Consider the following 12350-nt stretch of genomic DNA (forward strand, 5'->3'; position numbering starts at 1 on the left):
GCCCGCACGCAGTCAGGCCTGCAGTTTCGCCGCCGCCGGCTGCATGCTCTGCAGCACGTTGGCGGCCGCCTTGCGCACATGCTCCTCGCACAGGCGCGCCGCCGTCTCCCCGTCGCCCTGCTCAATGGCCGCCACGATGGCGTCGAGCTCCACCAGCGTGTGCGGAAACCGCCCAGGCTGGGCCATGGAGATGCGGCGCAGCACCGTCACGCGGTTGTTGAGCTGCTGCAGCAGTTGCCCGGCCACCAGGTTGCCGCAGCCCGCGATGAGGATGTCGTAGAACTGGTTCTTGACGTTGAGCATCAAGGCGCGGTCCTGCGTGATCTCGGGCTGTGACAGCTCGGTGAGCTTGGCGCGCAGCGCCCGCACCTGGTCCTTGGAGGCATTGAGCGCAAAGCCCCGGCCCGCCAGGCTTTCGAGGTGCGCGCGCACTTCGTAGATGTCGCGCACCTCCTTGGGTGAAATGGTGGTGACCTCGGGGCCCCGGTGCGGAATGATGGTGATCAGCCCCTCGGCCTGCAGGTGCTGCAGCGACTCGCGCACGCAGGATCGGCTCACGTCCAGGCTTTCGCAGAGCTCGCGCTCCGACAACTTTTGTCCCGGCGTGAAGTGGCCGTCGAGGATGGCCTGGCGCAGCGTCTGGGTAGCACGCTGGCGCAGGGAGGTCTCTTCGCGGGGGACTCGCAGCAGCATCTGGTTCATGGCGCCATCCTAATGGTTTTCATACACGCTGATTGTCATACAAACATATGAACCATTCGTCAATTCACATTTTCCATATGTATGATTGTCTGACAATCCTAATAAAGTTCATCCATTGCAACGCCGCGTTGCCGGCCTTCTCCCCCCTCTCTCTCTATTGATCCCTTTCCACCCCAGGAGCCTTCCATGACCCGCCCCTACGCCCCCAAGAACCCCGCCCTCTTCGACCAGGGCCTGTCCACCCGCCGCGAGGTGCTGGGCGCAGAGTACGTCGATGCCTCGATCAAGAACGCGACCGATTTCAACATCGACATGCAGGAACTCGTCACCCAGTACTGCTGGGGCGATGTGTGGAACCGCCCGGGCCTCGACCGCAAGACCCGCTCTTTCCTCAACCTGGCGATGATCACGGCGCTCAACCGCCCGCACGAGCTCAAGCTGCACGTGCGCGGCGCCATCCACAACGGCCTGACCAAGGACGAGGTGAAGGAAGTCTTCCTGCAGACGGCCATCTACTGCGGCGTGCCGGCGGCTATCGACTCGTTCCGCGTGGCCTCGGAAGTGTTCAAAGAGATGGACCTCTGAGCAGGGGCGCGACGATGAGCCGCATCGCATTCATCGGCCTGGGCATGATGGGCCAGCCCATGGCCCACCTGCTGCACGCCGCAGGCCACCCGCTCGTGGTGAAGGACGCCCATCCTGAAGCCGAGGCGCAGTTCGCCGCGTCGCATGCCGGCACCGTGGTGGCCACCGACAACGCCGCGTACGCAGGGTGCGACGTGGTCATCACCATGCTGCCCAATTCCGACATCGTGGACGCGGTGGTGGCCGACCTGGCACCCCACCTGCGGGCCGGGGCCTGCGTCGTCGAGATGAGCTCCGCCGACCCGATCCGCACGCGCGCCCTCGCAGCCTCGCTGCACGGCAGGGGGATCGCGCTGATCGACGCACCCGTCTCCGGCGGCGTGAAGAAGGCCGTCAATGGCACGCTGGCCATCATGGTGGGCGGCGACCCCGAAGATTTCGCCCGGCAACGGCCGGTGCTCGAAGTGATGGGCAAGGCCATCAGCTACGTGGGCCCCGTGGGCGCGGGCCACGCGCTCAAGGCGCTGAACAACTACGTGTCCGCCGCCGCGCTGATCGCCACGGCCGAGGCCATCCACGTGGGCGCGGCCTTCGGCATCGATGCGGCCACCATCGTGGATGTGATCAACGCATCGACCGGCAAGAACAACACGACCGAAAACAAGGCCCACCAGTTCATGCTGAACCAGGCTTTCAACTCGGGCTTCTCGCTGGCGCTGCAGGCCAAGGACGTGGGCATCGCGGCCGGACTGGGCCGCTCCCTGCAGGTGCCGATGGACCTGGCCCAGAAGGTGTACGCCATAACGGCCGATGCCAGCGCCGCGCTGGGCCCCAGGGCCGACCACACCGAGCTGTACCGGTTCGTCGGCAAGCCCTGACCGTCCCCCCGGGCACCCGGCAGGGCGCCCGCCGCAAGCCAGCAAACAAACAAGCAAGTGCCACCGCCTGGCAGGCCGGGCCTTGGCTGCTCTCACCCTTTCCGGAGACAAGACAATGCGCAACCAGACAAAGACCCTGCTCGCGGCCGCGCTGGCCCTGGCCTCGACGGCGGTGGCCGCCTTTCCCACCAAGCCCGTGACCATCGTGGTGCCCTATGCGGCCGGGGGCTCCACCGACGTGCTGGCCCGCGTGCTGGCCGAGGCCATGGCGCGCGACCTGGGCCAGCCGGTGATCGTGGACAGCGCGGGCGGAGCCGGCGGCACCATCGGCACCGCCAAGGTGGTGCGCGCGCTCAATGACGGGCACACCGTCCTGCTGCACAACATGGGCATCGCCACGGCCCCGGCGCTGTACAGCAAGCTGGCCTTCGACGTGAACAAGGACCTGGAGCCCATCGCCCTGGCCGGCGAGGTGCCCATGATCCTGGTGCGCTACAAGAATTTCGCGCCCGCGACCGTGGCCGAGCTGATCCAGCACATGAAGGCCAGGCCGGGCGAGGTGAAGTTCTCGCACGCGGGCGTCGGCGCCACATCGCACCTGTGCGCGATGCTGTTCAACCAGACGGCCGGCACCACCGTGACGATGGTGCCCTACCGCGGCACCGGCCCGGCGCTGCAGGACCTGGTGGCGGGCAACGTGGACCTGATCTGCGACCAGCCCGTGGCCACCGGGCCGCACCTGCAGTCCGGCGCCCTCAAGGCCTACGCCATGGCGACCAGGGAGCGCATCCCGACGATGCCGGAGGTGCCGACCTTTGCCGAGTCCGGGCTGCCGGGCTTCGAGCTGGCCGTATGGCACGGCGTGTACGCGCCCAAGGGCACACCGCCCGCCGTCGTCGAACGCCTGAACAAGGCGGTGCGCGGGGCCCTGGCCGATGCCGGCCTGGTCAAGCGCTTCACCGACATGGGGGTCATCATCCCGCAGGGCGACCGGCTCAAGCCCGAGGCGCTGCGCCAGCAGACGGCTGCCGAGATCAGGCGCTGGGATCCCGTCATCAAGGCGGCCGGCGCCAAGGCAGAGTAGGCGCGCAGCCGCCAAAGCCCCCGCGCAGGGCGGCCGCACGGGCCGATGAGGGCGGTTGGGCTGGCGAACGCGGCCCCGCGCCACGCCTTGGCCGGGCCCGGCCACCACCGGCAGGCCCAGGCCGCCGGGAACGCTACCCGGGAAAATCGGCTCAGTTGTTCTGCCTGCGCACCAGGTGGCGGCCGGTGTCGGTGATGGTCAGCTGGCCCGACGCATTCTTGGTGATGAAGCCGTGTTCGTACAACCGTCCGGACATATGCTCCTTCAGCGCTGAAACCACGCTGATGTTCTCCATCTCCAGGTGCTTCAGCGTGGCGAGTTCGTCCACCGTGGGCTCGAAATGGGGGGCATGGTAGGTTGCGTTCAATGACATAACGGCTCCTTGATGAAATAGTAAAGGTATGAGGTGCCTGGTACGGCCCGCCGGGCCGCCCGCTGGGTGTGACCCTTGCACACCACATACGTTCCGTCCATCTTCTTCCCGCCGCCTGCAGCGAGTGCCACCAGCGTAGCCCTGTCCGCCGCGGGGCGCAAGCCGGCAAGCGCCCTACGCTGCCGCAGCCCGCGCAGTGTCTTGAAGCCATTTCGAGAACACCGCCAGCACGGGCGGCTGCGCCTGCGCGGGGCTGACGAGGTAGTAGCCCCGCTCCCCCCGCAGGGGCCGCGCGCAGGCCACCACCAGTTCGCCGCTGGCCAGCTCGGCCTCGATCAGCAAGGGCGGAATCAGCGCCACACCCAGCCCATGCGTGGCCGCCACGGCGAGCATGGAGAACAGCTCGTAGCGCGGCCCGTCCAGCGCATGGGGTGCGTCCACCCCCATGGCGTCGAACCACTGGCGCCAGCCGTAGGGGCGCGTGCTCTGCTGCAGCAGGGGCAGCCGGGCCAGCGCATCGGCGGCCACGGGCTGGTGGGCGCGCCCGCGCGCGCGCGGCGCGGCGGATTCGAGCAGGCGCGGACAACACACGGGCAGCACATCCTCGTGCATCAGCAATTGCGCCTGCACACCGGGCCAGTTGGCCACCTGCTCCGGGGTGCCGGCGTACAGGGCCGCGTCAAAGGTGGTGTCGGCGAACAGAAAAGGGCGCGTCTGCGTCTCGATGTGCACCACGATGTCGGGGTGCAGCTGGGCCAGCTGCGGCAGGCGCGGAATGAGCCAGCGCGTGGCGAACGTGGGCACCGCCGCCAGCGACAGCGTGCCGCCCTCGCCCTGGTGGGCCATCACGTCGAGCGTGTCGCGCTCCAGGCCCTGCAGCCAGCGCGCCACCTGGCGGCCGTAGTGCGCGCCGGCGGGCGTGAGCACCACACCGTGGCGCGTGCGGCGAAACAGCTGCACGCCCAGAAACTCCTCCAGCGCCTGGATCTGGCGCGAGACGGCGCTTTGCGTGAGCGAGAGTTCCTGCGCGGCGCGGGTGTAGCTCTCGTGCCGGGCGGCGACTTCAAAACAGGCCAGTGCCTGGGTCGATGGGATATTGCGGCGCATGATGAAAATGAACTTTTAAGGGTCCGGCTAAGTAGATGATCTCTAGCTCAAAGTATTTCATACATTCCAGTTATGCATATCTGGATGAAAAGAACTCGCTTGCGGCGCGCTGGCACGAGGCCTACGATCTGCCCCAGAACACCTTTGTTGCCACTCTTTTTTTCCACCTGGAGACACGCACATGGCCCACGCCGCCTTTCAATGGGATGACCCTTTCCTCCTGAGCCAGCAACTGACCGACGACGAGCGCGCCATCCGCGACGCGGCCGCCGCCTACTGCCAGGACAAGCTGGCCCCGCGCGTGCTGGATGCCTTCCGCCACGAGAAGATGGACGTGAGCATCTTTCGCGAGATGGGCGAAGTGGGCCTCCTGGGCCCCACCATCCCCGAGCAGTACGGCGGCCCCGGCCTGTCGTACGTGGCCTATGGCCTGATCGCCCGCGAGGTGGAGCGCGTGGATTCGGGCTACCGCTCGATGGCCAGCGTGCAGTCGTCGCTGGTGATGGTGCCCATCCATGAGTTCGGCACCGAAGCGCAAAAGCAGAAGTACCTGCCCAAGCTCGCCAGCGGCGAGTGGATCGGCTGCTTCGGCCTGACCGAGCCCGACCATGGCTCCGACCCCGGCAGCATGGCCACGCGCGCCTACAAGGTCGATGGCGGCTACAAGCTCAAGGGCAGCAAGATGTGGATCACCAACAGCCCCGTGGCCGACGTGTTCGTGGTCTGGGCCAAGGAAGTCATCAAAGGCGGCGATGGCAAGGATGTTGTGGGCCCCATCCGCGGCTTCGTGCTGGAAAAGGGCATGAAGGGCCTCACGGCCCCCGCCATCCACGGCAAGGTGGGCCTGCGCGCCTCCATCACCGGCGAGATCGTGATGGACGACGTGTTCGTGCCGGAAGAGAACGCGTTTCCTGAAGTGCAGGGCCTGAAGGGCCCCTTCACCTGCCTGAACAGCGCGCGCTACGGCATCGCCTGGGGCGCGCTGGGCGCGGCCGAGTTCTGCTGGCACACCGCCCGCCAGTACACACTGGACCGCAAGCAGTTCGGCCGCCCCCTGGCCGCCAACCAGCTCATCCAGAAGAAGCTGGCCGACATGCAGACCGAGATCGCCATCGGCCTGCAGGCCTGCCTGCAGTTCGGTCGCATGAAGGACGCGGGCACCGCCAGCGTGGAAGGCACGTCCATCATCAAGCGCAACAGCTGCGGCAAGGCCCTGGACATTGCCCGCCTGGCGCGCGACATGATGGGCGGCAACGGCATCAGCGACGAGTTCGGCGTGGCCCGCCACCTGGTGAACCTGGAAGTGGTGAACACGTATGAAGGCACGCACGACGTGCACGCGCTGATCCTGGGCCGTGCGCAGACCGGCATCGCGGCGTTCAGCTGACACCCCCCTGAGGCGCCGCGCGCCTTCCCCCTTTTCTCGGCTTCGCGGGGAAGGGGGACGACGCCGGTGGCCTGGAGACACGCCCGCCGCGCCTCCCACGCCCATTCAATACGATTTTGGCCTCTAGCGCTTACTGAACAAGCGCAAGCAGCTATTCAAGTTATAGCAATCACTACCATGACCACATCCAACGCAGGCGCCCTCGCAGGCATCAAGGTGCTCGACCTCTCCCGCGTGCTCGCGGGCCCCTGGTGCACGCAGGTGCTGGCCGACCTGGGGGCGGACGTGGTGAAGGTGGAGCGCCCCGGCGTGGGCGACGACACGCGCCAGTGGGGCCCACCCTTCCTGAAGGACGCCGAGGGCAACGACACGAACCAGGCCAGCTACTACACCGCCTGCAACCGCAACAAGCGCTCGGTGACCATCGACATGGCCTCGCCCGAGGGCCAGGCGCTCATCAAGCAAATGGCACAAGAGGCGGACATCGTGGTGGAGAACTTCAAGGTCGGCGGCCTGAAGCAATACGGCCTGGACCACGAGAGCCTGCGCGCGCTGAACCCGCGCCTCATCTACTGCTCCGTTACCGGCTTCGGCCAAGACGGGCCCTACGCCGAGCGCGCGGGCTACGACCTGATGGTGCAGGCCATGACGGGCCTGATGAGCATCACCGGCCAGGCCGACAGCCAGCCCGGCGGCGGCCCGATGCGCGTGGGCGTGGCGGTGATCGACCTGTTCACCGGCCTGTACGCCAGCAACGCCATCCTGGCCGCGCTGCATGTGCGCGACAACGCGGCCACTGGCACGGGCCAGGGCCAGCACATCGACATGGCCCTGCTCGACGTGGGCATGGCCGTTCTGGCCAACCAGGCCTCGGGCTTCCTCGCCACCGGCAAGGCGCCCGGCCGCATGGGCAACAGCCACCCCAGCCTCGCGCCCTACCAGGATTTTCCGACCCAGGACGGCAACATGCTGCTGGCCATCGGCAACGACGGGCAGTTCCAGCGCTTTTGCGCCGCCGCCAACCAGCCCCAGTGGGCGACCGACCCGCGCTACGCCACCAACACCCTGCGCGTGCAGCACCGCACCGACCTGATCCCTGCGATGGAGGCCGTGACGCGCACGCGCACCACGGCCGACTGGATCACGCTGCTGGAAGACAAGGCCGTGCCCTGCGGCCCCATCAACACCATCGCCCAGGCCTTCGACGACGCGCAGGTGCAGGCGCGCGGCTTGGCCGTGACGCTGCCGCGCTGGAAGGACGGCGAGGCCGCCACCGACAACGTGCGGCAGATCACCGGCGTGGCCAGCCCGCTGCGCCTGTCGGCCACGCCGCCCGTGCTGCGCAACGCGCCGCCGGCACTGGGCCAGCACACGGACGAGGTGCTCGCCGAAATGGGGCTGGACGCGGCGCGCATCGCGGCGCTGCGGGCCTCGGGCGTGGTGTAGCCGCTCACTGATTTACCCGCTCTTGCGCAACGCCCCGCGACATCCCGCCGCGGGGCGTTGGTCTTTTCGCGGCCACGCTACTTCGGGGCTTGCGGCAGCGGCGCGGCGGCGCCCAGCAGGCAGTCCGCCACCTCGTCAGAAAACCGCATGGGGCGGCCGTCCAGCCACACGGCCTCGGAGCCCTGGGGGTCCGGCGCGGCGGGTGGCAATCCATGGTCCAGCAGCGCCTGCGCGCAGCCCGCCCAGTCGCCATCGGGCTCGGGCGTGTTGATGGAGCCCCACGACAACGCGCCGCAGGCGTTGTCCTCAAAGCCATGCCGGGCCTGCCAGCGCGCGCCGTGCTCCAGCAGGAAGCGGGTGAGCGCCGCGTCGCCCCGAAAGATAGCCAGGTGCAGCGCCGTACCGTCCCAGTCGCCCCCTGTGGTGTCGATGGGCCAGCCCAGGCGCACCATGAGCCGCACGGCATGGCCGCAGTCCGCCTGGGCGGCCAGCTCGGGCAGCAGGCGCTGCTGGGGCAGCGACAGCGCGTCCACCTGCCCGGGCCGTGCGGCCAGCAGCGTGCGTGCTTGCGCCTCGTCGGCCTGGGCACACGCGGCCACGAAGCGCTCGTCGACAGGCACGTCGCCCTCGCCCACCGCCGCGCGCAGAAAGGCCGCCACCCCGGGCAGTCCGTAGCGCAGCGCCTGGATGTGCGCGGGCGTGCCATCGGCGGCACAGGCAGCCGGGTCGGCGCCCGCCGCCACCAGGGCCTGCACATGGGCCAGCGACCGCCGCCGCCGGATGGCCCAGAGCAGCGGCGCCGCACCGCCCGGCGCCGCGCCATCGGCAGGCTGCTCGTTGGCGTCCGCACCATGCGCCAGCAGCAGTTGCAGCGCGGGCAGGTCGTCCATGTCGAGCACGCGGCACAGCGCGTTCGTGCCCGGCACCCGCGCGCCCGCCTCCAGCAGCAGCCGCGTGCAGTCCAGGCTTCCGAGCGCGTGGTACAGCGATTCGCCATCGTTGGGGTCCGCGCCCGCGTCCAGCAGCAGGCGCGCCATGCCCGCGTGCTGGTTCTGCCCGGCCGCGCCATACAGCGCAGACAGCGGGTGCGATGCATCAGGCTCGGCCAGCGAGGCGGGCGGCCAGCGGTTGGCCACGCACTGGTTCGCATCGGCCCCGGCCTCCAGCAGCAGCGCCACGCAGGCCTGCAGGCGGTCGGCAAAGGCCTGCAGCCGCGCCAGGCTCGAATGCGCCACGGCCACCAGCGGCGGCAGCTGCAAGGGCCCGCCAGGGCGGTGCACCCAGCCCGGGTCTTGCGCGATGGCCTCGCGCAGCCGGGCCTCATCGCCCACGGCGCAGGCCAGCCACGGGTCTTCGTCCCGGGGGATGGCGCCATCGGCCCACAGGCGCTCGGCCAGCCCCGGCCGGGCGCTGTGGTTGCCGCCCGCGATGTCGCCCGCATAGACCAGGCGCAGCCATTGCAGGGTGGCGCGCACCGGGTCGTCCACCAGCGCGCGCCGCGCCAGCACAAAGCCCTGGAAGTCGGCCCAGGACGCAAAGCCATGCTCGCGCGCCAGGCAGGACTGCGCGTCGTGCAGCCGAAGGCCCAGGGCGGCGATGGCGGCATCGCCCTGGCCCGCAGCCGCCGGCAGCGCGGCGCGAAAGCGCGCCAGCGCCTCGGGCTCGCCGCTGCGGTAGCCAGCGAGCAGGTCCTTGGCTTGTTTCTTGAGATGGCCCAGGTCGGGCCGTGGGGGAATGCGTTTCACGAGAACCTCCGTGCATGGATCGCCGACGGCCCGCAAATCCGGCAGCACAAAGGATGAAAAGTCAGCTCTGCAAGGAGCACGAACGTGCTCCTGGAGTCGGCAAGTGGGTTCAACCCTTCCCGCGGGCCCGGGCGCGGCTTGCACCGCGGGGAGGCATCTTACCGCCGTGCGGCGCACCCCTTGCGGCATGGCGCGAATTCCGTGTACAAAAAATTACATCCGTCGCCATAATGGCAGCGGGAGTCTCCCCGCCGCCACGCCCGATGGCAGGCCCGCAGAGACTTTGCAGCTTTCATTTTCGCGCCATGGGTACATGCCGTGGCGCCGTTCCGTGGAACCTCAGGAGTCCGCCATGAAGCTCAGCCTCAAACTCCCCCTGGCCTTTACCGTGGCGTTGCTGCTGCTGTTCGCGGCGGCGCTGTTCGGCATCAGCCGCCTGAACCAGGCCCTGGGCACCTACCAGACCACCGTGGCGCAAAGCTTCGAGCACGAGCGATTGGCCTCCTCCATGCTCAATGACTTCAAGGTGCAGGTGCAGGAGTGGAAGAACGTACTGCTGCGCGGCAAGGACCCGGCCCAGCTCACGCGCTACTGGGCAGCGTTTGAAAAGCAGGAGCAGGCCATCGGCGTGCAGGCGAAGAAACTGCTGGCCGGCCTGCCGCCGGGCGAGGGCCGCGACCGCGTGGCGCAGTTCGCCCAGGCGCACGAACGCATGGGCGCCGCCTACCGCAAGGGCTTCGAGGCCTTCAAGGCGTCCGGGCACGATGCCGAGGCCGGCGACAAGGCGGTGCAGGGCATGGACCGCGAGCCCTCGCAACTGATCGACCAGGCGGGCGAACTGATCGCCCGGGCCAGCAGCGAAGTGGCCGAACACGCCGCCGCCACCGCGCAGCGCGCGACCACCATCAGCCTGGCCGTGATGCTGGTGGTGTGCGCGCTCGGCATCGCCGGCGCCATTGCCTTCAGCCGCACCGTGGTGAACCCGCTGGACAACGCGGTGCGGGTGTCGCAGGCCGTGGCCAGCGGCGACCTGACCGTGGCGCAGCCCGTGCGCGGCAAGGACGAGATCGCGCTGCTGCTCAATGCGCTGCACGGCATGCAGCTGAGCCTGTCGAGCGTGGTGAGCCACGTGCGCCACAACGCCGACAACGTGGCCGCCGCGAGCACCGAGATCGCGCTGGGCAACAACGACCTCTCGGCGCGCACCGAGCAGCAGGCCAGCGCGCTGGAGGAAACCTCGGCGTCGATGGAAGAGCTCAGCTCCACCGTGCAGGCCAATGCCGACAACGCGCGCCAGGCCAACCAGCTGGCCGTCAATGCGTCCACCGTGGCCGTGCAGGGCGGCGACGTGGTGGCCGAGGTGGTGACCACCATGAAGGGCATCAACGACAGCAGCAAGAAGATCGCCGACATCATCAGCGTGATCGACGGCATTGCCTTCCAGACCAACATCCTGGCGCTGAACGCTGCGGTCGAAGCCGCCCGCGCGGGCGAGCAGGGCCGGGGCTTCGCGGTGGTGGCCAGCGAGGTGCGCAGCCTGGCCGGGCGCAGCGCCGAGGCCGCCAAGGAGATCAGGAGCCTGATCCACGCGAGCGTGGAGCGGGTCGAACAGGGCACGGCCCTGGTCGACAGGGCCGGCGCCACGATGACGGAAGTGGTGGCCTCGATCCGCCGCGTGACCGACATCGTGGGCGAGATCAGCGCCGCCAGCAGCGAGCAGAGCGCGGGCGTGGCCCAGGTGGGCGAGGCCGTGATGCAGATGGACCAGGCCACGCAGCAGAACGCGGCGCTGGTGGAGCAAAGCGCGGCGGCGGCCGACAGCCTGAAGGTACAGGCGCAGCAGCTGGTGGACGCGGTCTCGGTGTTCCGCCTGTCGCCCGGCGAACACCCGGCGGCGGGGGCGCGCGTGCCCCGGCTGGCGGCGGCCTGACAGGACGGGCGGTCCGGGCGGCGAAGAAAATTGAATCAAAACGACCTCTAACGCCCAACCATCCAGCGCAAACAGCTATGTTTTTAATAGCACCATGAGCCTGTTCCTGTGCCATGGCGCGCGGCCCCGCCAGCGCGCCAGGCCACCCTCTGCGGCCGGTCAGTCGCCGTGCGCCGCTTCCAGCGCCTTGAACTGCGCCATGGCGCGCAGGCACGCGTCGGCCACCTCCGTGCCCTTCTTCACGAAATGCTCGCGGAAGAACTTCAGATGGTCTTCATGCTCGTGGAAGTCGCGCGGCGTGAGCACGGCGGACATCACGGGCACCTCGGTGTCCAGCTGCACGCGCATCAGGCCGTCGATGACGGCGGTGGTCACGAACTCGTGGCGGTAGATGCCGCCGTTGACCACCAGCGCACAGGCCACGATGGCGTCGTAGCGGCCGCTTTGCGCCAGGCGCTTGGCCAGCAGCGGGATCTCGAAGGCGCCAGGCACCTCGAACTGCTCGATCTGGCTCGCAGCCAGGCCGTTGCGGGCGAACTCCGCCACGGCGGCGTCGCGGGCCTGGTGGACGATGTCCCGGTGCCAGCCGGCGCAGATGACCGCAACGCGTTCGCTGCGGCGCGCGGAGTCTGCACGGCCTTGTTCGGCATTGGCAGCGGCGGCATGGTGGGAATGGAAGGACTGATTCATGGATTTTCTCGTAGCAAAGAAAAGGATTACCAGAATCAGGGCGCGCGCGAACAGGGCACACCACAACGGCAAGCAGGCACCCGCGCGCCGGGCCCGGGCAGCCGCACGGCGGCGCGCACGGCAAACCGCGCCCGCCCGCCCGCACCAGCGAACACCCGTACCACTGCACACGGGCACCCATCCCGATGGGCGGCCATGGCTTCGCGATCTCTTTCATCCGGACTGTGACCGTCGGCTCTGGCATCGCACCAGATCTGCTGACCCCGGGCCGCCGCCATGCCTGGCGCGGCCCGGGCGCTCGCGGGCTGCTGCGGTGCGGCTGTAGCAACAGCCACCCGCAGATACCGCCGGTGGGGAATTCCGCCCCGCCCTGAGAACGCTGCCGGCCCCCACAAGCTGTGGAGGCCAGCGGCGCGATTCTAG

General features: G+C 69.0%; 11 protein-coding genes and 1 riboswitch. Of the genes, 6 read left to right on the forward strand and 5 right to left on the reverse strand.

Annotation, left to right across the window (positions count from 1 at the left end; translation table 11 throughout):
* Window positions 1-12: 12 nt before the first annotated feature.
* On the reverse strand, window positions 13-702 hold the full coding sequence (locus AC07PV_RS21220) for a GntR family transcriptional regulator (RefSeq protein WP_369641823.1): 690 nt from the start codon (window positions 700-702) through the stop codon (window positions 13-15).
* 186 nt (window positions 703-888) lie between these two features.
* Between AC07PV_RS21220 and AC07PV_RS21225 the strand changes: the two genes are divergently transcribed.
* From AC07PV_RS21225 to AC07PV_RS21235, 3 genes are all read left to right on the forward strand, one after another.
* Window positions 889-1287: a carboxymuconolactone decarboxylase family protein gene (locus AC07PV_RS21225; protein ID WP_218293731.1), complete on the forward strand. Its 399-nt coding sequence runs from the start codon at window positions 889-891 to the stop codon at window positions 1285-1287.
* 14 nt (window positions 1288-1301) lie between these two features.
* On the forward strand, window positions 1302-2165 hold the full coding sequence (locus tag AC07PV_RS21230; protein ID WP_494631241.1) for an NAD(P)-dependent oxidoreductase: 864 nt from the start codon (window positions 1302-1304) through the stop codon (window positions 2163-2165).
* 115 nt (window positions 2166-2280) lie between these two features.
* Complete coding sequence (locus tag AC07PV_RS21235) at window positions 2281-3249, forward strand: tripartite tricarboxylate transporter substrate-binding protein (RefSeq protein WP_494631243.1); 969 nt, start codon at window positions 2281-2283, stop codon at window positions 3247-3249.
* Window positions 3250-3400: 151 nt separating this feature from the next.
* On the opposite strand, the gene AC07PV_RS21240 is transcribed toward AC07PV_RS21235, so the two are convergent.
* Complete coding sequence (locus AC07PV_RS21240; protein ID WP_218293727.1) at window positions 3401-3622, reverse strand: hypothetical protein; 222 nt, start codon at window positions 3620-3622, stop codon at window positions 3401-3403.
* 174 nt (window positions 3623-3796) lie between these two features.
* Window positions 3797-4729, reverse strand: coding sequence for a LysR family transcriptional regulator (locus AC07PV_RS21245; RefSeq protein ID WP_494631244.1), 933 nt, complete (start codon window positions 4727-4729; stop codon window positions 3797-3799).
* Between the two features lie 181 nt (window positions 4730-4910).
* Here AC07PV_RS21245 and AC07PV_RS21250 point away from each other — a divergent pair, with 181 nt between their 5' ends.
* Window positions 4911-6116 carry an acyl-CoA dehydrogenase gene (locus AC07PV_RS21250; protein WP_492254801.1) on the forward strand — a complete coding sequence of 402 codons (1206 nt, stop codon included), beginning with the start codon at window positions 4911-4913 and terminating at the stop codon, window positions 6114-6116.
* Between the two features lie 177 nt (window positions 6117-6293).
* The gene (locus tag AC07PV_RS21255; protein ID WP_218341694.1) at window positions 6294-7562 is read left to right on the forward strand and encodes a CaiB/BaiF CoA transferase family protein; all 1269 of its coding nucleotides are present in this window, start codon (window positions 6294-6296) and stop codon (window positions 7560-7562) included.
* A 77-nt stretch (window positions 7563-7639) separates the two neighbouring features.
* On the opposite strand, the gene AC07PV_RS21260 is transcribed toward AC07PV_RS21255, so the two are convergent.
* Window positions 7640-9307, reverse strand: a complete 1668-nt coding sequence (locus AC07PV_RS21260; protein WP_494631245.1) for an ankyrin repeat domain-containing protein — start codon at window positions 9305-9307, stop codon at window positions 7640-7642.
* 352 nt (window positions 9308-9659) lie between these two features.
* Here AC07PV_RS21260 and AC07PV_RS21265 point away from each other — a divergent pair, with 352 nt between their 5' ends.
* Entirely contained in the window at window positions 9660-11237 is a 1578-nt protein-coding gene (locus AC07PV_RS21265) for a methyl-accepting chemotaxis protein (RefSeq protein WP_218293721.1), read from the forward strand.
* 159 nt (window positions 11238-11396) lie between these two features.
* On the opposite strand, the gene AC07PV_RS21270 is transcribed toward AC07PV_RS21265, so the two are convergent.
* Window positions 11397-11927: a 6,7-dimethyl-8-ribityllumazine synthase gene (locus AC07PV_RS21270; protein WP_492254799.1), complete on the reverse strand. Its 531-nt coding sequence runs from the start codon at window positions 11925-11927 to the stop codon at window positions 11397-11399.
* A gap of 201 nt (window positions 11928-12128) precedes the next feature.
* Window positions 12129-12309, reverse strand: a riboswitch (FMN riboswitch).
* Between the last annotated feature and the right edge of the window lie 41 nt (window positions 12310-12350).

The sequence above is a fragment of the Acidovorax sp. GW821-FHT09A11 genome, from assembly GCF_059418365.1.